This is a genomic window from Clavibacter sp. MX14-G9D (genome assembly GCF_032917815.1).
GTDB lineage: Bacteria > Actinomycetota > Actinomycetes > Actinomycetales > Microbacteriaceae > Clavibacter > Clavibacter michiganensis_K.
In genome coordinates this window covers 24,946-43,912 of the sequence record NZ_JAVCVL010000002.1, presented here as the reverse complement: position 1 = coordinate 43,912, position 18,967 = coordinate 24,946, and the positions used below count along the sequence as shown (strand labels likewise).

Sequence of the window (18,967 nt, the reverse complement as noted above, 5' to 3'; positions counted from 1 at the left end):
GCAACGTGACATCGACCCTCAACCGTCCCACCGCGATCCCCGCGGGCCAGGCGAAGGTCCTCGACGGCTCCGGCAAGGCCGAGCGCCGGGGCAACGTCGTGGTCAACTGGATCACCTCCACCGACCACAAGACGATCGGGTACCTGTACCTGATCACGTCGTTCCTCTACTTCTGCCTCGGCGGCGTCATGGCGCTCGTCATCCGCGCCCAGCTGTTCGAGCCCGGCCTGCACGTCGTGGAGACGAAGGAGCAGTACAACCAGCTCTTCACCATGCACGGCACGATCATGCTGCTCATGTTCGCGACGCCGCTGTTCGCGGGCTTCGCCAACGTGCTCATGCCGCTGCAGATCGGCGCACCGGACGTCGCGTTCCCGCGTCTCAACGCGTTCGCGTACTGGCTGTTCAACTTCGGCTCCCTCATCGCGGTCGCCGGCTTCCTCACCCCCGCGGGTGCGGCCTCGTTCGGCTGGTTCGCCTACGCCCCGTTGTCGAGCACGACGTTCTCGCCGGGGTTGGGAGGAAATCTCTGGGTGATGGGCCTGGCCCTCAGCGGGTTCGGCACCATCCTCGGTGCGGTCAACTTCGTGACGACCATCATCACGATGCGCGCGCCGGGCATGACCATGTTCCGCATGCCGATCTTCACGTGGAACATCCTCGTGACGTCGCTGCTCGTGCTCATGGCGTTCCCGGTCCTCGCGGCCGCCCTGTTCGGCCTCGGCGCCGACCGCATCTTCGACGCCCACATCTACGACCCGGCCAACGGCGGCGCCATCCTGTGGCAGCACCTGTTCTGGTTCTTCGGGCACCCCGAGGTGTACATCATCGCGCTGCCGTTCTTCGGCATCGTCTCCGAGGTCTTCCCGGTCTTCAGCCGCAAGCCGATCTTCGGGTACAAGACGCTGGTCTACGCGACCATCTCCATCGCGGCCCTCTCGGTCACGGTCTGGGCGCACCACATGTACGTCACCGGGTCCGTCCTGCTGCCGTTCTTCTCGCTCATGACCATGCTCATCGCGGTCCCCACCGGCGTGAAAATCTTCAACTGGATCGGCACGATGTGGCGCGGCTCGGTCACGTTCGAGACGCCCATGCTGTGGGCCATCGGCTTCCTGATCACGTTCACCTTCGGTGGTCTGACCGGCGTCATCCTGGCGTCGCCGCCGCTCGACTTCCACGTGTCCGACTCGTACTTCGTCGTCGCGCACTTCCACTACGTGGTGTTCGGCACCGTCGTGTTCGCGATGTTCTCGGGCTTCTACTTCTGGTGGCCCAAGTGGACCGGCACGATGCTCAACGAGCGTCTCGGCAAGGTGCACTTCTGGCTGCTGTTCGTCGGCTTCCACACGACCTTCCTCATCCAGCACTGGCTGGGCGTCATGGGCATGCCGCGTCGCTACGCGACGTACCAGCCCGAGGACGACTTCACCTGGATGAACCAGCTGTCGACCATCGGCGCGGGAATCCTGGCGCTCTCGATGATCCCGTTCTTCCTGAACGTCTGGATCACGGCCCGCACGGCGCCCCGCGTCACGGTCAACGACCCGTGGGGCTACGGCCGCTCGCTCGAGTGGGCCACGTCCTGCCCGCCGCCGCGGCACAACTTCACGTCCATCCCGCGGATCCGCTCGGAGGCCCCGGCCTTCGACCTGAACCACCCGGAAGCGGGCATCCCCGTGGGAATCGGCCCGGCGAAGGACGCTCCCGACGCCGCGACCTACGACATCTCCAGCGACAAGGTGAAGTGACGTGCGCGCCAATAGGAACCTCTTCTACGTCCTCGCGGTCTTCTTCGTGATCGCGGCGGCCGCGTACACGATCTGGGCCGTCATCGACGACGGCCGGGTCGAGTGGGTCGGAACCCTGGGCATCGCCCTCTCGGGCGCCCTCGCCGCGTTCATCGGCTTCTTCGTGGCGCGCCTGTACGCGGCGCAGAACGGCGAGCTCCCGGAGGACCGCAGCGACGCCAACGTCGACGACGGCGACCCGGAGCTCGGCTTCTTCAGCCCGTGGAGCTGGTGGCCGGTGATCCTGGCGGCCGGCGCCGCCTCGGTGTTCCTCGGGCTCGCCGTGGGCATCTGGATCGCCCTCATCGGCGGCTGCCTCGCGATCATCGCGCTCGTGGGCTGGACCTACGAGTACTACCGCGGCTACTTCGCGCGCTGATCCGATGGTCGACATCCGGCACGCTGCGGCATCCGACGGGGACGCGGTCTTCGCCCTGTGCCAGCAGCTCGACATGATCAACGCCCCGGCGACGAGGGACGACTTCGACGTCACGTTCTCCCACATCCTGCGGGCGAACAAGGACGTCGGCAGGGACGTCCTCCTCGTCGCCGAGGAGGACGGCTCGGTCGTGGGGTACGCCTACCTCGTCGTCAGCCGACTCCTCTACGCCGGTGGGCTCAGCGCCCACCTGGAGGAGCTCGTGGTGGATGCCGACGCCCGCAGCGGCGGGACGGGGTCCGCTCTCGTCCGTGCCGTGGAGCGCCTCTGCGGCGACCGCGGCGTCGGGCAGATCACCATGAGCACTCGGCGCGCGGGCGAGTTCTACAAGCGCCTCGGATACGAGCGGACCGCGGAGTTCTACAAGAAGCTGCTCCGCTGACCTCTCCTCACCTGCTCACGTAGGACGCCCGGCCTTCCCTCGAAGGCCGGGCGTCTTGCGTTGCGGGGAGAGCGTACCGGTCGCGCGTGCCCGTCCCGAACCCGCATCCAGGACTGCGGCCAGGACGTGAAATGGCGGGCTCTTCTCAACCCTCGCGCCTGCCTCGCTGCGTGCCTGCGTCGTTCCATGCGGGCGTCGTCCTGCGAAGCCTGCCCCGTCGTTCGAGCGGTCTCAGCCGTCGGGCGGCCGAAGGCCGTCGTGAGCGCAAGTCACTGGTCCAGTTGGCGGGGCCGCATGCAGCTGTTCCTGGGGTGCGAGCCTGCGTCAGGGACGCGTACCGCGGCTCAAGGGGCGCGCACAGGTGCCCCTGTGCGGCTCTGAGCTGCGCGACGGGGCGAGAGGCGGAGGGTGCCGCCGGGCGCCGGGCGCCGGGCGCCGGGCGCCGGGAGAGCAGGGAGGCCGGGGTCGCCTGCCGCTGTCGCGCGCGCAACAGGTCAGAGGCACTGTCGGCCGTGCTGAGTCGACCAGCAGACGTGCTGCGGGCCGGCGCCGGGCGCCTCAGGTCGACGTCGTTCGAGGTCGTCAGGCGTGGGTGGCGGGTGTGGCCGGGACGTCGAGGCGGGCGAGGACGTAGATGATCACGTCCAACGTCACGGAGTGGCGATGCGCTGCGGCGTCCAGGACCGAAGCCGACCCCGCCGCCGACGTCGATGCCGAGGCGGGTGGCGTGTCGCCGTCGATCGGTCTCCGTGCCCGGTGGTGAGCCGAGGGCCCCATCCCGAGGAGCAGGTCGATCTCCTCGTCCGACAGGAGCAGCTCCCGTCGCATCCGCGTCTCCGAAGCCGGCGCGAAGAGCCCATCGGATGCCTCCAGGATTCGCTCCCGCTTCCCGGCCTGCACGCCGACCGCACGGCCATCGGCTCGGAGCTCGGCGAGGTGGTCGGGCCCCGCGGCGACGATCCCCACGAGTCCGCCCCTCGTCAGGACCCGGTGGAACTCGCGCATGTTGCGCGGGGCGAAGACGTCGAGCAGGATCTCTGCCGAGCCGTCTCGGAGGGGCAGCCCGGCCCAGGTGTCGGCGACGACCCCGTCGACGTCCGGACGGCCCCGTACGGCGGCGCTGACGGCGGTGGGGGAGAGGTCGGCCGCCAGTCCGGTCGACGCGATGCCGCGGTCGAGGAGCTGGTGCAGGTAGTAGCCCGTCCCGCAGCCGGCGTCGACCATGCGTCGGGCGGTGGGGCTGTCGGCCGCATCGTGCCCGGTCACGCCGACCGCAGCTGCCGCCAGGCCCTCGACGAGCGCATCGACAAGGGGGGCGTAGTGACCTCGGGCGAGGAACCGGGCACGGGCGTCGAGCATCGCCGCGGAGTCGCCCACCACCCGGGTCGTCGGCGCCAGGAGCGACGCGTAGCCGCGCTTGTTCGCGTCGATCGTGTGCCCGTGAGTGCAACGGAGGGACACCGGCGGAGCGGGTCGCAGGTCTTCGCCGCAGGTCGGGCAGCGGAGCCACCGGGCGAGTCGGGCGAGATCCACGAGCGCTCCTCGAGGTGCGTGCTGCGGTCGGAGGGGTGGACGCACGAGAGCCGGCCCAGCATCGCCGGACCGGCTCTCGTGCTTCGCGCATCAGCGCGAGGGGCTGCTGCTAGTGGTGGTCGCCGTGGCTTCGCTCGACGTCCTTCGTGGTGACCGGGGAGATCCGGTCCTCGAAGAACCACTTCGACAGTGCCGCACGGGCCCGCTGGTTGACCGTGATGCGTCCACGGCTGTCCGGGCGGATCATGAGCGGCTTGTAGTCGTCGTAGCTCACGAGGCGCCAGCGCTCGTACTCATCGAGCTGCTCGTGGACCTCGATGAACTCGCCACCGGGCAGCTTCACGATCCGGCCCGACTCGACGCCGTGGAGGGCGATCTCGCGGTCCTTCTTCATGAGCGCCAGGCAGATGCGCTTCGCGACCTGGTAGGCGATGACCGGTCCGAGGATCAGGAGCGCCTGCAGCGTGTGGATGACGCCCTCCATCGACACCTTGAAGTGCGTGGCGATGAGGTCGGAGCTCGCAGCGGACCAGAGGACCGCGTAGAACGTGACACCCGCGGCGCCGATGGCGGTGCGCGTGGGAGCGTTGCGCGGGCGGTCGAGGATGTGGTGCTCGCGCTTGTCGCCGGTGATCCACGCCTCGATGAAGGGGTAGAGAGCGACGAGCACGATGAACAGGCCCAGGACCGTGATCGGCAGGATGATGTTGAACGAGAACGTGTGGTCGAACAGCACGAACTCGAGTCCCGGCGGGACGAGTCGCAGGGCGCCGTCCGCGAAGCCGATGTACCAGTCCGGCTGGGTACCCGCCGACACCGGGGACGGGTCGTAGGGGCCGTAGTTCCAGATCGGGTTGATCGTGAAGAACGAGGCCATGACCACGATCACGCCGAAGACCACGAAGAAGAACCCACCGGCCTTCGCCGCGAAGGTGGGGAGCACGGGCACGCCCACCACGTTCTCGTTCGTGCGGCCGGGGCCGGCGAACTGGGTGTGCTTGTGCACGACCACGAAGAGGAGGTGGAGCGCCAGGAACGCCACGAGGATCGCGGGGAGCAGCAGGATGTGGAGCGTGTAGAGCCTCGGGATGATCGCCGTCCCGGGGAACTCCCCGCCGAACAGGAGGAACGAGATCCAGGTGCCGATGACCGGGATGCCCTTCACCATGCCGTCGATGATGCGCAGGCCGTTGCCGGAGAGCAGGTCGTCGGGGAGCGAGTAGCCCGTGAAGCCCTCGGCCATCGCGAGGATGAAGAGGACGAAGCCGATGAACCAGTTGAGCTCGCGGGGCTTGCGGAACGCACCCGTGAAGTAGATGCGGAGCATGTGCAGGCCGATGGACGCCACGAACAGCAGGGCAGCCCAGTGGTGGATCTGCCGCATGAGCAGGCCGCCGCGGATGTCGAAAGAGATGTCGAGCGACGACGACATGGCCACGGACATCTCGACGCCCTTGAGGGGCGCGTACGAGCCCTCGTAGTGCGTCTCCGCCATCGACGGGTCGTAGAAGAAGGTGAGCCACGAGCCCGTCAGCAGGATGACGACGAAGCTGTAGAGCGCCACCTCGCCGAGCATGAAGGACCAGTGGTCCGGGAAGATCTTCCGCCCGAACTCCTTGACGGCGACGCTGACGCTGGTGCGCTCGTCGAGGTAGGTCGCGGCGGCGGCGGTGAGGCCGCCCCCGCTCTTGGCGGCGGGTGCAGCGGCACCCGTCGTGGTCGGATCAGCTGTTGTAGTCACCACGACGCTCCCAGAAACTCGCCCCTACGGGCTCGGTGAAATCACTCTGTGCAATGAGGTAGCCCTCGTCGTTGACGGCGATGGGCAGCTGCGGCAGGGGCCGCTTGGCCGGTCCGAAGATGACCTCGCAGTGGTTGGTCACGTCGAACTGGGACTGGTGGCAGGGGCAGAGCAGGTGGTGGGTCTGCTGCTCGTAGAGCGCCACCGGGCAACCCACGTGCGTGCAGACCTTGGAGTAGGCGACGATCCCGTCGTAGGACCAGCCCTTGCGCTCCGGGGACTCGATGAGGTCCTCGGGGCGCAGGCGCATGAGGAGCACCGCGGCCTTCGCCTTCTCCTCGAGCTTGCCCTCCTCGAGCTCCATGAGGGAGGCCGGGATGACGTGGAAGGCGGAGCCGATGGTGACGTCCGAGGCCTTGATGGGCGTTCCGGAGGGGTCGCGGGTGAGGACCTCGCCCTTCTTCCACAGCGTGTGGCTCAGGGCGGAGGCGGGCTCCTCCGCGCTTCCCGGGTACAGGTCGCGGAAGAGGACCACGGCCGGCAGCGGGAAGGCGACGAGGGCGCCGATGAGGCTGTTGCGGATGAGCGAGCGACGACCGAAGCCCGACTCCTCGTTCGCCTGGGCGAAGATCTCGACGGCGCGGGCCTGCGTGGCGGGCGAGCCGCCCTGCGGGTGCCTCTCGTCGATCAGCTCGTGGTCGCTCATGAGCGCCTTCGACCAGTGGATCGCGCCGATCCCGAGGCTCAGGAGCGCGAGCGCGATGCCGATGCCGAGGAACAGGTTGTTGAGGCGCACGCTGCCGGGGTCGTCCGCGTAGATCGGGAAGCCGAAGTAGGCGCCGATCGCGAAGACGCTGCCGACGATCGACAGGTAGAACCACGTGTAGACGACGCGCTCCGCCGTCTTGGCCTTCTTCGGGTCCTTGTCGGTGACGCGGAGGCGGTGCTCCGGGAAGCCCGGGTTCTGGAAGGCGTCGCGCGTGGCGACGGCGGTCCCGCCAGCGAGCACGACGTCACGGCCGGCTGGCTCGAGCTCGCCGGCGTCGTAGCCCGCGGGGACGACGCCCGACTCGTCCTTATCGTCGTGTGCCATGTGCGTGCCTCTCTGGTGTTCTGGTGCAGGTCATCGATGCGGGCGTCAGTTGGACCGGGCCGTGAGCCACACGGTCAGGGCGACGATGCCGCCGAGGCCGAAGATCCACATGAAGAGCCCCTCGGAGACCGGGCCGAGCCCGCCGAGGTTCGCGCCGCCGACGGTGCTGTTCTCCTCGATGTACTGCAGCGACGTGATGATGTCGCGCTTGTCCTCGGGGGTGATGTTGGTGTCGTTGAAGACCGGCATGTTCTGCGGGCCGGTGACCATGGCCTCGTAGACGTGCACGGGAGCCACGCCCTCCAGGCTCGGGGCGAACTTGCCCTCGGTGAGGGCGCCGCCCGCTGCAGCCACGTTGTGGCACATCGCGCAGTTGATGCGGAAGAGCTCGGCGCCGTTGGCCGCGTCCCCTTCGCCGTCGAGGTACTGGCTGTCCGGGATGGCGGGACCGGGGGCCAGGGACGCGACGTAGGCCGCGAGCTCCTTCACCTGCGTGTCCGTGAACTGCGTGGGCTTCTCCTCGGCCTGGACCGTGGTGGCCTGCAGCGGCATGCGACCGGTGCCGACCTGGAAGTCGACGGACGCCGCGCCTACGCCGATGAGGCTGGGGGCGACGCCGGTGCCGGTCGCGTCCACGCCGTGGCAGGTGGCGCAGTTGGACCCGAAGAGCTTCTGGCCCTCCTCGATCGTCTGCGCGGACTTGAGGTCGACCTCGGCCGACGCGGTGCCCGTCTGGATCAACGCGTAGGCGCCGCCCGTGAAGAGCAGGCCGATGGCGAGGAGGGCGACGGTGGTCAGGGGGCTGCGGCGACCGGTGCGACGGGCGCGTGCTTTCGTGGTGCTCATGCTGTGTTCGATGCTCCCGCTCGGTGCTATTTGAGGACGTAGATGACCAGGAAGAGCCCGATCCAGACGACGTCGACGAAGTGCCAGTAGTACGACACGACGATGGCGCTGGTGGCCTCCCGGTGCCCCATCGACCGGACCGCGTAGATGCGCCCGATGACGAGGAGGAAGGCGATCAGGCCGCCGGTGACGTGGAGGCCGTGGAAGCCCGTGGTCATGTAGAACGCCGAGCCGTAGGCGTTGCTGCCGAGCGTGATGCCCTCGGTGACGAGGGTCGCGTACTCGAAGATCTGGCCGACGACGAAGATGGCGCCGAGGGCGTAGGTGAGGAAGAACCACTCGACCGTGCCCCACTGGCTCGGCTTCCAGCCCGTGGCGCGGGCCTGGAGGCGCTCCGCGGCGAATACGCCGAACTGGCAGGTGAACGAGCTCGACACGAGGATGAGCGTGTTCACGAGGGAGAAGGGCACGTTCAAGCGGCCCGCCTCGTACTCCCAGAGGGCGCCGGACGTCGAACGCAGGGTGAAGTAGATCGCGAAGAGACCCGCGAAGAACATCACCTCGCTTCCGAGCCACACGATGGTGCCGACGGCGACCGTGTTCGGTCGGTTCACCACCGGCGCGGTAGATGCTGGGGAGATTGAGGTCGTCGTCACAGGTTCCATTATGTCCCAGGCGGACGACGCCGACGCCCACCCCGGCCGCCCGTGAGATCGCGTCCAGCCTCTCGTTAGGCTGATCCGCATGCCCTCCGCCCCCACCTGGCCCGCCCTCATCACGACCCTGATCGAGGGCCGCCACCTCTCCGTCGCGGAGTCCACCTGGGCCATGCGCCAGGTGATGCGCGGAGAGGCCACATCCGCCCAGCTGGGCGGGCTCCTGGTGGCCCTGCGGGCCTCCGGGGAGACGGTCGACGAGATCGTCGGCTTCCGCGACGCGGTGCTCGAGGACGCGGTGCCGCTCGACGCGGACCCCCGCGCGCTCGACATCGTGGGCACGGGAGGGGACCCTTACGGCGCCGTCCTCAACATCTCCTCGGTGGCGTCCGTGATCGCGGCGTCCGTCGGCGTGCCCGTGATCAAGCACGGCAACCGGGCCGCGAGCAGCTCCTCGGGAGCGTCGGACGTGCTGACGGCACTCGGCGTCGACCTCACGATCAGCCCGACGCGGGTGGCCGAGGTGCTCCGCGAGACCGGCATCACGTACGCGCACGCCGCCCTGTTCCACCCGGGCTTCCGGCACGCGTCGGCCACGCGGAGCGAGCTCGGCATCTCGACGCTCTTCAACGTCCTCGGGCCGCTGTGCAACCCGGCGCGTCCCGAGGCGTCCGCGGTCGGGGTCGCGGACCTCTCGCGCGTGCCGCTCATGGTGGGCGTGTTCCGCACTCGCGGCGCGACCGCCCTCGTCTACCGCGGGGACGACGGCATCGACAAGCTGACCACCACCGGCCACAGCCACATCTGGGAGGTGAGCCGGGGAGCGGTGACGGAGCACGACCTCGACCCGCTCGAGCTCGGCATCCCGCGCGCGCCCATCGAGGCGCTCCTCGGGGAGGGCCCGGAGCAGAACGCGACCGTCATCCGGCGCGTCCTCGCCGGCGAGCGCGGGCCGCAGCGGGACGTCGTCCTCCTGAACGCGGCGGCCGGGCTCGAGGCGTTCGACCTCATGGACGACCCCACGCGCGTGCAGCAGCCCATGGCGCGCCGGCTGCGGGAGAAGCTGGCGGTCGCAGCCGATGCCGTGGACTCCGGCCGTGCCGCCGCGAAGCTCGAGGAGTGGGCCGCCGCGACGCGCGCCTGATCGGGTCGCGGCTCTCCCGCGCTCCCGTGCCGACGGGCGTGCGGCGGATACTGGTGGCATGTGCGGGAGATTCGTGGTGGCGCGCGCGACGGGTGACCTCGTCGGCGACTGGTCCGTGGACGACGTCGAGGGCGAGGACCCGGCGCCGTCGTGGAACGTGGCGCCGACCACGACCGTGAGGATGGTCGCGGACCGTCGGCCGCGCGGCGAGGCGGACGCCCCCGTGCGTCGCGTGCTGACCGCCGCGAGGTGGGGGATCGTGCCTCCGTGGGCGAAGTCCGTGCAGGGTGCGCCGCTCATCAACGCGCGCATCGAGACGGTGACGGAGAAGCCGACGTTCCGCCGTGCGGTCCTCACGCGCCGCGCGGTCGTGCCGGCCGACGGCTACTACGAGTGGCAGGCGACGTCGGACGGCAAGCAGCCCGTGTACCTGCACGGGGAGGACGATCGGCCCCTGGCCTTCGCGGCCGTGTACGAGCACTGGCGCGATCCCGCGGTCCCCGACGGGGAGCCGGGCGCATGGCTGCGGAGCCTCGCCATCATCACGTCCGCCGCGAGCGACGCGCTCGGGCACATCCACGACCGGACGCCGGTGATCGTCCCCCGGGACCGGCTGGACGACTGGCTCGACGCGGGGACGGACGCCGTCGACGACGTCGGCCACCTCCTGGCGTCCCTCCCGGAGCCGCGCCTCGTGCCCCGCCTCGTCTCCCGACGGGTGAACAGCGTCCGGAACGACGGCCCCGACCTCGTCGCCCCGCTCGACGACGCTCCGGCCCCCGACGGGCAGCCCACGCTCCTGTAGGAGCCGGCACGCCGGCGCAGCGCTGCCCACGACGACGCACGCCCCGCCTCACGAGGAGGCGGGGCGTACGGTCCGATCGGGTGCGGTCTACTGCACGTCGTCGTCGACCCAGTCGAAGGTCTTGGTGACGGCCTTCTTCCAGAGGCGCAGCTGGCGCTCGCGCTCGGCGTCGTCCATGTCGGGCGTCCAGCGGCTGTCCTCCTGCCAGTTCTGGCGGAGGTCGTCGAGGTCCTTCCAGAACCCGACGGCGAGGCCGGCCGCGTACGCGGCGCCGAGCGCGGTGGTCTCCGCGACGACGGGGCGGACGACGGGGACGCCGAGGATGTCGGCCTGGAACTGCATCAGCAGGTTGTTGGCGATCATGCCGCCGTCGACCTTCAGCTCGGTCAGGTCGACGCCGGAGTCGGCGTTGACCGCGTCCAGCACCTCGCGCGTCTGGAAGGCGGTGGCCTCCAGTGCGGCGCGGGCGATGTGGCCCTTGTTGACGTAGCGCGTGAGGCCCACGAGGGCACCGCGCGCGTCCGAGCGCCAGTACGGCGCGAACAGGCCGGAGAACGCGGGGACGAAGTACACGCCGCCGTTGTCCTCGACCGTGGCGGCGAGCGTCTCGATCTCCGCGGCGCTCGACACGAGGCCGAGGTTGTCCCGCATCCACTGCACGAGCGAGCCGGTGACGGCGATGGAGCCCTCGAGCGCGTAGTGCGGCTCCGCGTCGCCCAGCTTGTAGCCGAGCGTCGTGAGGAGGCCGTTCTGCGAGTGGATGATGTCGGTGCCGGTGTTGAAGATGAGGAAGTTGCCGGTGCCGTAGGTGTTCTTCGACTCGCCCTGGTCGAACGCCGCCTGGCCGAAGGTGGCCGCCTGCTGGTCGCCCAGGATGCCCGCGATGGGCACCTCGCGGAGGAGGCTCGAGGACTCGACCACGCCGTAGACCTCGGAGGAGCTCTTGATCTCGGGGAGCATCGAGCGCGGGACGTCGAACGCCTTGAGGATCTCGTCGTCCCACTGCAGGGTCTCGAGGTCCATGAACAGCGTGCGGGAGGCGTTGGTGACGTCGGTGACGTGCACGCCGCCGTCGGTGCCGCCCGTGAGGTTCCAGAGGACCCAGGTGTCGGTCGTGCCGAACATCAGGTCGCCGGCCTCGGCCTTCTCGCGCGCCCCGTCGACGTTCTCGAGGATCCAGACGATCTTGGTGCCCGAGAAGTAGGTGGCGAGCGGCAGCCCGACGGTGGGCTTGAAGCGCTCGACGCCGCCGTCGGCCGCGAGGCGGTCGACGATCTTCTGCGTGCGGGTGTCCTGCCAGACGATGGCGTTGTACACGGGCTTGCCGGTGGTGCGGTCCCACACGACGGCGGTCTCGCGCTGGTTGGTGATGCCCACGGCCTCGACGTCGTGGCGCGTGATGTCGGCCTTGGACAGGGCCTGTCCGATGACCTCGCGCGTGTTGCGCCAGATCTCCATGGGGTCGTGCTCGACCCAGCCGGCACGGGGGAAGATCTGCTCGTGCTCGAGCTGGCCGGTGGACACGATGGATCCGCTGTGGTCGAAGACGATGGCCCGCGTGCTGGTGGTGCCCTGGTCGATGGCGACGATGTACTTCTCGCTCATGTGGTCTCTCCTTGTGGGTCGAGGGTTCTAGAGGATGGGGAGCAGCGCGTAGGACGCGAGGCCGGCGAGGACGCCGCCGATGGCGGGACCGACGACCGGGACCCAGGCGTAGGACCAGTCGCTGGCGCCCTTGCCCTTGATGGGCAGGAACGCGTGCGCGATGCGGGGGCCGAGGTCGCGGGCGGGGTTGATGGCGTAGCCGGTCGGCCCGCCGAGGGACGCGCCGATGCCGACCACGAGGAGGGCGACGGGGATGGCGCCGAGGGCCGAGAGGCCGGCGGGGGTGGACGCGTCGGCGTCCGGGTTGTTCGCGAGGCTGAAGCCGAGGATCACGATGACGAGCACGAACGTGCCGATGATCTCCGTGACGAGGTTCCAGCCGTAGTTGCGGATGGACGGACCCGTCGAGAACACGCCGAGCTTGGTGGCCGCGTCGGGCTCCTCGTCGAAGTGCTGCTTGTAGGCGAGCCAGCAGAAGACGGCGCCGATGATGGCACCGACCATCTGGGCGAGGATGTAGACGGGCACGCTCGCGACGTCCTCGATCTTCCCCGCGGACAGGAGGCCCAGGGTGACGGCCGGGTTGAGGTGCGCGCCGGACGCGTACGAGACGGTGACACCGGCGAAGACCGCGAGGCCCCAGCCGAAGTTGACCATCAGGGTGCCGCCGGCCAGCCCCTTCGACTTGACGAGCGCGACGTTCGCCACGACTCCGCATCCGAGGAGGACCAGGAGGGCTGTGCCCACCGTCTCCGAGAGGAATATGACTCCAAGATCCACTGCGTGGTGCTCCCATCGTTCGTCGAGGCGGGGCGGCCTCTGCCGCGTCGTCGCGGTCCGACCAATCTAGTCCCGGGGACCCCGCCGATCCTGCCGCTGCGCTCCTCGTGGCCATGCGGATCCCTGCCCCTGCGGGAGGGTCGGGCCGGGGCTGTCGGACAGCCCGCGCGCGGGCGTATGTTGGCGGGACACCCGAGTCGCCGCCGACCGAGTCCCGTCCTCGATCCGGCTCGGATGCGCGGCTGCCGTCCGCCGCCCGAGACCCGCGAGGAGCCGGCCGTGAAGAAGCTGATCAACGACCCCAGGGCGGTGGCCGAGGAGTCCGTCGCGGGCTTCGCCGCCGCCCACCCCGACCTCGTCGCCCTGAGCACGGAGCCGCTGTACGTCCGCCGCGCGGAGCCGACCCGACCGGGCCGCGTCGCGCTCGTCAGCGGAGGCGGCAGCGGTCACGAGCCGCTGCACGCCGGCTTCGTCGGGCACGGCATGCTCGACGCCGCCGTCCCCGGACCGGTCTTCACCAGCCCGACCCCCGATCCCGTCGTGGCCGCCACGCTCGCGGTCGACGCCGGAGCGGGCGTGCTGCACATCGTGAAGAACTACACGGGCGACGTCCTCAACTTCGAGACCGCGGCCGAGCTCGCCGAGGCGGAGGGCGTGCAGGTCCGGACGGTGGTGGTGGACGACGACGTCGCGGTCACCGACTCCCTCTACACGGCCGGTCGCCGTGGCGTCGCCGGCACCGTGCTCGTGGAGCGCCTCGCCGGCGCGGCCGCCGAGCGCGGGGACGACCTGGACGCGGTCGCCGCCGTCGCCGAGCGGGTGGTCCGGCAGGTGCGGACCATGGGCGTCGCCATCCGCGCCTGCACGGTCCCGCACGCCGGCGAGCCCAGCTTCGCGCTCGAGGACGACGAGATGGAGATCGGCATCGGGATCCACGGCGAGCCGGGGCGCGTGAAGCTCCCGCTCGAGCCCGTGGACGCGATCGTGGACCGCCTCCTCGACCCGGTCCTCGAGGACCTCGCCGCGCCCGCCGGGAGCCGCGTCCTGCTCCTCGTGAACGGGATGGGCGCCACACCCCTCTCCGAGCTCTACATCGCGTACCGCCGCGCCGCCGCCGTGCTGGAGGAGGCCGGCCTGACCGTCGTCCGCCGCCTCGTGGGAGACTTCGTCACGGCCCTCGACATGGAGGGCCTGTCCCTGACGGTGCTGCAGCTCGACGACGAGCTCATCGACCTATGGGACTCGCCCGTGCAGACCGCCGCGCTGCGGTGGGGGAGGTAGCTGATGGCACTCGGGACCGGATGGGTCGTGGCCTGGACCGCGGAGGCCGCGCGCGTCGTGGCCGACCAGCGGGGTGAGCTCATCACCCTCGACCGCGAGATCGGCGACGGCGACCACGGCGAGAACCTGGATCGCGGCTTCAGCGCGGTCGCGGAGAAGCTCCCGGGCCTCGCCGTCGATGCCAGCCCAGCCGACGTCCTGAAGACCGTCGCGACCACGCTCATCTCCACGGTCGGGGGTGCGTCCGGCCCGCTGCTCGGCACGGCGTACCTCAAGGCCTCCGGCGCCGTCGCGGGACGCGTCGACCTCGACGCGGGGGCCGTCGCGGACCTGCTCGAGGCGGCGCTCGGTGGCATCGTGCTGCGCGGCAAGGCCGAGCGCGGCGACAAGACCATGGTGGACGCGTGGGGTCCCGCGGCCGAGGCCGCCCGGGCTGCCGCCGACGGCGGATCCGGGCCCGCCGAGGCCCTCGAGGCCGCGGCAGCCGCCGCCGCGCGCGGTGCGGAGTCGACCGAGCCCCTCGTCGCCCGCAAGGGACGCGCCTCGTACCTGGGCGAGAGGGCCGTCGGCCACCGCGATCCGGGTGCGCAGTCCTCGGCGCTGATCCTCCGGGCCGCGGCCGATGCCGCCCGCGACGCCGACGGGTCCGCATCGTGACCGTCGGACTCGTGCTCGTGTCCCACAGCGCGCTCATCGCGCGCGGCCTGGTCGACCTCGCGCGGCAGATGGCGCCGACCGTGGCCCTCGTGCCGGCCGGCGGATCGGGGGACGGCACGCTCGCCGACGCCGGCATCGGGACCAGCTTCGACGTGGTGACCGCGGCGCTGGCCGAGGCGGAGGGCGGCGACGGCGTCGTCGTCCTCGCCGACCTCGGCTCCGCGTACCTCACGGCCGAGACCGCCGTGGAGCTGCTCGACGAGGACGCCGCGGCGCGCGTGGTCGTCGTCCGGGCCCCGCTGGTGGAAGGCGCCGTCGCCGCGGCCGTGGCCGCCCAGACCGGGGGCTCGCTCGAGGAGGTCGCGGCTGCGGCCGCCTCCGCCGCGGGCGCCGACCCCGCGCAGGACCCGGATGCCGGGCTCGCCCCGGATCACGGGGACGGCGGCGACGCCACGACCGCGGGCACGGTCCGCGGCGAGGCGGTCCTCGTCAACCGCGACGGGCTGCACGCCCGGCCAGCGGCCGACTTCGTGACACGCGCGTCCGGGTTCTCCTCCGCCGTCACCGTCAACGGCCAGAACGCGGCCTCGCTGCTCGGCGTCATGGCCCTCGGGCTCACGCGGGGGGCCCATGTCGTCATCGAGGCGACGGGCGACGACGCCGAAGAGGCCGTCACCGCGCTCGTGGAGCTCATCTCGTCGGGATTCGGGGAGGCGTGAGCACCCGGCTCCGGTCCTCCTGACGCTCCGCTGTCAGCTCCCGTCGAGGTAGACCCAGCCGCCCGCGTGCCGGACGAAGCGGCTCGCCTCCCTCTGGCTGCCCCGCTCGCCGTCGGCGCGGAAGGCCGCCGTGAACTCCACGACCCCCGTCGCGTCGTCGAGTCCGCCCAGCGAGGTGCGATGGATCGTGAGGCGGTACCACCGGAGGGACCGGTCGAGATCGAGGTCCTCCGGTCGGGTCGAGGGGTGCCAGCTCCGCGTGAGGTACGCCGCGTCGCCGAGCGCGTACGCCGAGAACCGCGACCGCATCAGCCGCTCGGCCGTCGGTGCCCGCGTCGTCCCGCGGTGCAGCGGACCGCAGCAGGCCCCGTACGGGTCCCCGCCGGTGCACGGGCACCAGGCGTCGTCGTCCGGGATCGCCCACGGGGCGGCAGGGGAGAGGCGCGTCATGCCCCGAGCCTCCCACGGCGACCGGGAGCAGGATGGAGGGGCGCTGTCGGATCCGCCGGACGCGCAGCCCGACCCGAGGAGACCCCGTGACCCCCGCCACCGACCTGCTCGTGGACGCCTACGGGCGGATCGCCGACCTCGTGCGCGACGCGGTCGAGGGGCTCGACGCCGAGGACCTCGCGTTCCGTCCGGACCCCGAGGCGAACACCGTGGGCTGGCTCGTCTGGCACCTCGCCCGGGTGCAGGACGCCCAGGTCGCGGACGTGGCCGGGACGGCGCAGACATGGACCGCGGACGGGTGGGCGGATCGATTCGCCCTCCCGTTCGCCGAGTCGGCCACGGGCTACGGCCAGACGCCGGATGACGTCGCGGCGCTGTCCGGGATCACCGCCGACCTCCTCCTCGGCTACCTCGAGGCCGTGCAGTCGGCGACGCTGGCGTACCTCGCCGGACTCGACGACCCGGAGCTCGGCCGCGTCGTCGACGAGGCGTGGACGCCGCCGGTCACGCTGGGCGCTCGGCTGGTCAGCGTGCTCTCGGACGACCTGCAGCACGCGGGGCAGGCGTCGTACCTGGCCGGACTGATCGCCCGACGCCGCTGACGCGGACGAGCGGGAGAGCCGCTCCGGACCGGAGTCGGCGTCAGGCCGGCAGCTCGGCCTCGATGAGCGCGACGATCTCCGGCGCGTCCGGCTCGACGGTCGGGCGGAAGCGGTGCACCGCGCCCGAGGGCGTCACGACGAACTTCTCGAAGTTCCACTTCACGCGACCGGCCTTGCCGTCCGCGTCCGGCGTCTTCGTGAGCTCGGCGTACACGGGGTGGGCGGATCGGCCGTTGACCTTCGCCTTCTCCATCATCGGGAAGGTCACGCCCCACGTCGTGGAGCAGTACTCGTCGATGGCCTCGGCGGATCCGAGCTCCTGGAGGAACTGGTTGCTGGGGAAGCCGATGACGGTGAAGCCGCGCTCCCCGTACTTCCGCTGCAGCTGCTCGAGCTTCTCGTACTGAGGCGCGAGGCCGCAGCGCGAGGCGACGTTGACGACGAGCACGACCTTGTCGGCGTAGGCGCCGAACGTGGTGCTCTCGCCCTGGAGCGTGGTGAGGGGGATCTCGTCGAGCCGGGGATGGGTCATGGGCCGAAGGTAGCCCCGTCCCCTGACAGCCTCCGCCGACGTCCGGCGACGGCACGCCGAGGCACATGGCGGGCACCGACGACGGGAGGCCGGCCGCCTGATGGCGACCGGCCTCCGGTGCGGACGGATCCGCGAGCGACGACGCTAGTTCGCGAACTCCGTGACGGTGGCGTCGGCGGCGACCTTCGTCGCGCCGACGTCGACCCCGTGGTACGTCCGCAGCACGTCCACCGTGTCCTGGATCTCGGCGTCGCGCTCGCCGGCGCTCCAGCCGAGCGCCTCCTGCAGGACGTCCGCGATCTCCGCGAGCATCTCGTGGGTCACCCCGCCGACGAAGGCGAGGTTGGTGCGCCGGAGCACGACGTCGGACAGGTGCACGGCGTCCTCGTGCGTCGCGAAGTACGCGATCTCGGCCCGCGTGAGGTGGGGGTCGGTCGACAGCGGCGTGGAGGGCTGGCCCGCCAGGACGTCGATGACGCTGGTGGCGCGCGTCCCGTAGCGGTTCAGGAGGCGGTCGACCTGCTCGGTGCCGATCCCCTCGGCGCGTGCCGCCTGCGTGGCGATCCAGCGCGCACGTGCCGTGCTGGAGGACGGGAAGTCCTTGCCGCCGCCGATGGCCATGCCGGTCGTGTCGACCGAGCGCTCGACGCCGAGGCGCGTGGTGGCCTCGGTGGAGAGGTGCGCGGACAGGGCGCGGAACGTCGTCCACTTGCCGCCGACGAGGCTCAGCACCTTCGTGTCGGGCAGGCCGGCGATCTCGGTCTCGACGATCCGGTAGTCGCGCGACACGAAGCCGGGCGCGGTGTCCTCGTGGCGCGGCAACGGGCGGATCCCCGAGTAGCGGTACACGATGTGGTCGCGGTTCAGCTCGATCTGCGGGAAGACGTGCTTGACGAGGTCGAAGAAGTAGTCGACCTCCTCCTCGGTGCAGACGGCCGGCTCGCGGGGGTCCGCGTCGATGTCGGTGGTGCCGATGAGCACGCGGCCCTTGAGCGGGTAGATGAGGACGATGCGCCCGTCGTTGTTCTCGAAGAAGATCTCGCGGCCCTTGGTGGCCTCGAGGAGCTCGGCGTTGTCGACGACGATGTGGGAGCCCTTCGTGCCGCCCATGAACCTCGTGTCGCCGCCCATCGCGCCGTTGGTGAGGTCGGTCCAGGGGCCCGAGGCGTTGACCACCACGTCCGCCCTCACGACGAACTCGGTGCCGGAGATCACGTCGCGGAGCGTGACGCCGCCCTCGGCGACGCCGACGGCCTCGAGGTAGTTGGCGCTGCGGGCGTGCTCGCCCGCGGCCAGGCCGTCCTTGAGCACGTCGAGCGCCAGGCGCTCGGGCTCGTGCACGGACGCGTCGTAGTAGGTGCCGGTGAACTTGACGTCCTTGTTGAGGGCCGGCATGTCCTCGCGGGCGGCCTTGCCGATGCGGAAGCGGTGGCGCGGCACGGAGCCGCCGTCGCGGGAGAAGGAGTCGTACAGCGTCATGCCGACGCTGATGAGGAGGGCGCCGCGCTCCTTGGTGGAGCGCTGCTTGTGCGTGAGCATGCGCAGCGGCGCGTTGAGGATGCCGGAGAACGTCGAGAAGATCGGCATGGTCGTCTGCAGCGGCTTGACGTAGTGGGGCGCGATGCGGATCAGGCCGTTGCGCTCCTCGACCGACTCGCGGACGAGGCGGAACTCGCCGTTCTCGAGGTAGCGGATGCCGCCGTGGATCATGTGCGAGCTGGCCGCCGACGCGCCGGAGCCGTAGTCGGCGCGCTCGACGAGGACGACGTCGACGCCCTGCAGCGCGAGGTCGCGGAACGTCGCGATGCCGTTGATGCCGCCGCCGATGACGAGCACCTGCGCGCTCGGGCGGTCGTGGATGCGGGCGACGTTGTCCCGCAGGTCGGTCTTCTTCGACGTGGTCACGAGGAGC

Annotated in this window: 19 protein-coding genes; 9 read left to right on the top strand and 10 right to left on the bottom strand. The window is 70.8% G+C overall.

Annotated features, from left to right (window positions below; genetic code table 11):
• Positions 1-5: 5 nt before the first annotated feature.
• The 3 genes from ctaD to Q6969_RS00510 are packed head-to-tail and all read left to right on the top strand — an operon-like array spanning position 6 to position 2,611.
• The gene (gene ctaD / locus Q6969_RS00520) at positions 6-1,751 is read left to right on the top strand and encodes a cytochrome c oxidase subunit I (RefSeq protein ID WP_172407199.1); all 1,746 of its coding nucleotides are present in this window, start codon (positions 6-8) and stop codon (positions 1,749-1,751) included.
• A 1-nt stretch (position 1,752) separates the two neighbouring features.
• Positions 1,753-2,169, top strand: coding sequence for a cytochrome c oxidase subunit 4 (locus tag Q6969_RS00515; RefSeq protein WP_317228698.1), 417 nt, complete (start codon positions 1,753-1,755; stop codon positions 2,167-2,169).
• Positions 2,170-2,173: 4 nt separating this feature from the next.
• The gene (locus tag Q6969_RS00510; RefSeq protein WP_317228697.1) at positions 2,174-2,611 is read left to right on the top strand and encodes a GNAT family N-acetyltransferase; all 438 of its coding nucleotides are present in this window, start codon (positions 2,174-2,176) and stop codon (positions 2,609-2,611) included.
• 582 nt (positions 2,612-3,193) lie between these two features.
• On the opposite strand, the gene Q6969_RS00505 is transcribed toward Q6969_RS00510, so the two are convergent.
• The 5 genes from Q6969_RS00505 to Q6969_RS00485 all read right to left on the bottom strand — a co-directional run bounded on the left by Q6969_RS00505 (position 3,194) and on the right by Q6969_RS00485 (position 8,489).
• Positions 3,194-4,072 (bottom strand): methyltransferase domain-containing protein, encoded by an 879-nt coding sequence (locus Q6969_RS00505; protein ID WP_317228696.1) that lies wholly within the window; start codon positions 4,070-4,072, stop codon positions 3,194-3,196.
• A 181-nt stretch (positions 4,073-4,253) separates the two neighbouring features.
• Entirely contained in the window at positions 4,254-5,885 is a 1,632-nt protein-coding gene (locus Q6969_RS00500; protein ID WP_317228695.1) for a ubiquinol-cytochrome c reductase cytochrome b subunit, read from the bottom strand.
• Positions 5,869-6,978, bottom strand: coding sequence for a Rieske 2Fe-2S domain-containing protein (locus Q6969_RS00495; RefSeq protein ID WP_317228694.1), 1,110 nt, complete (start codon positions 6,976-6,978; stop codon positions 5,869-5,871). The genes Q6969_RS00500 and Q6969_RS00495 overlap by 17 nt, the downstream gene beginning before the upstream one ends.
• Before the next feature lie 45 nt (positions 6,979-7,023).
• Positions 7,024-7,824, bottom strand: coding sequence for a cytochrome c (locus Q6969_RS00490; protein WP_317228693.1), 801 nt, complete (start codon positions 7,822-7,824; stop codon positions 7,024-7,026).
• A 26-nt stretch (positions 7,825-7,850) separates the two neighbouring features.
• Complete coding sequence (locus Q6969_RS00485; protein WP_317228692.1) at positions 7,851-8,489, bottom strand: heme-copper oxidase subunit III; 639 nt, start codon at positions 8,487-8,489, stop codon at positions 7,851-7,853.
• A gap of 79 nt (positions 8,490-8,568) precedes the next feature.
• Here Q6969_RS00485 and trpD point away from each other — a divergent pair, with 79 nt between their 5' ends.
• Positions 8,569-9,624 carry an anthranilate phosphoribosyltransferase gene (gene trpD, locus Q6969_RS00480; RefSeq protein WP_317228691.1) on the top strand — a complete coding sequence of 352 codons (1,056 nt, stop codon included), beginning with the start codon at positions 8,569-8,571 and terminating at the stop codon, positions 9,622-9,624.
• 58 nt (positions 9,625-9,682) lie between these two features.
• The gene (locus Q6969_RS00475) at positions 9,683-10,429 is read left to right on the top strand and encodes an SOS response-associated peptidase (RefSeq protein ID WP_317228690.1); all 747 of its coding nucleotides are present in this window, start codon (positions 9,683-9,685) and stop codon (positions 10,427-10,429) included.
• An 87-nt stretch (positions 10,430-10,516) separates the two neighbouring features.
• On the opposite strand, the gene glpK is transcribed toward Q6969_RS00475, so the two are convergent.
• Positions 10,517-12,034: a glycerol kinase GlpK gene (glpK, locus tag Q6969_RS00470; protein WP_317228689.1), complete on the bottom strand. Its 1,518-nt coding sequence runs from the start codon at positions 12,032-12,034 to the stop codon at positions 10,517-10,519.
• 27 nt (positions 12,035-12,061) lie between these two features.
• Complete coding sequence (locus Q6969_RS00465; RefSeq protein WP_317228688.1) at positions 12,062-12,814, bottom strand: MIP/aquaporin family protein; 753 nt, start codon at positions 12,812-12,814, stop codon at positions 12,062-12,064.
• A 279-nt stretch (positions 12,815-13,093) separates the two neighbouring features.
• Between Q6969_RS00465 and dhaK the strand changes: the two genes are divergently transcribed.
• The 3 genes from dhaK to dhaM are packed head-to-tail and all read left to right on the top strand — an operon-like array spanning position 13,094 to position 15,471.
• A complete protein-coding gene (gene dhaK, locus Q6969_RS00460; protein ID WP_317228687.1) occupies positions 13,094-14,095 on the top strand; it encodes a dihydroxyacetone kinase subunit DhaK in 1,002 nt (333 codons plus the stop codon).
• A 3-nt stretch (positions 14,096-14,098) separates the two neighbouring features.
• A complete protein-coding gene (gene dhaL / locus Q6969_RS00455) occupies positions 14,099-14,752 on the top strand; it encodes a dihydroxyacetone kinase subunit DhaL (RefSeq protein WP_317228686.1) in 654 nt (217 codons plus the stop codon).
• Positions 14,749-15,471: a dihydroxyacetone kinase phosphoryl donor subunit DhaM gene (dhaM, locus tag Q6969_RS00450; protein WP_317228685.1), complete on the top strand. Its 723-nt coding sequence runs from the start codon at positions 14,749-14,751 to the stop codon at positions 15,469-15,471. Before dhaL ends, dhaM begins: the two co-directional genes overlap by 4 nt.
• Before the next feature lie 33 nt (positions 15,472-15,504).
• Here the strand turns inward: dhaM and Q6969_RS00445 are convergent, their stop codons facing one another.
• Positions 15,505-15,921, bottom strand: a complete 417-nt coding sequence (locus tag Q6969_RS00445) for a YchJ family metal-binding protein (protein WP_317228684.1) — start codon at positions 15,919-15,921, stop codon at positions 15,505-15,507.
• An 86-nt stretch (positions 15,922-16,007) separates the two neighbouring features.
• On the opposite strand from Q6969_RS00445, the gene Q6969_RS00440 reads away from it, so the two are divergent.
• Positions 16,008-16,523, top strand: a complete 516-nt coding sequence (locus Q6969_RS00440) for a mycothiol transferase (RefSeq protein WP_317228683.1) — start codon at positions 16,008-16,010, stop codon at positions 16,521-16,523.
• A 40-nt stretch (positions 16,524-16,563) separates the two neighbouring features.
• On the opposite strand, the gene Q6969_RS00435 is transcribed toward Q6969_RS00440, so the two are convergent.
• Together Q6969_RS00435 and Q6969_RS00430 are read right to left on the bottom strand one after the other, a co-directional pair.
• Positions 16,564-17,055, bottom strand: a complete 492-nt coding sequence (locus Q6969_RS00435; RefSeq protein WP_094116045.1) for a glutathione peroxidase — start codon at positions 17,053-17,055, stop codon at positions 16,564-16,566.
• A 144-nt stretch (positions 17,056-17,199) separates the two neighbouring features.
• A complete protein-coding gene (locus Q6969_RS00430; protein WP_317228682.1) occupies positions 17,200-18,960 on the bottom strand; it encodes a glycerol-3-phosphate dehydrogenase/oxidase in 1,761 nt (586 codons plus the stop codon).
• Positions 18,961-18,967: the final 7 nt, after the last annotated feature.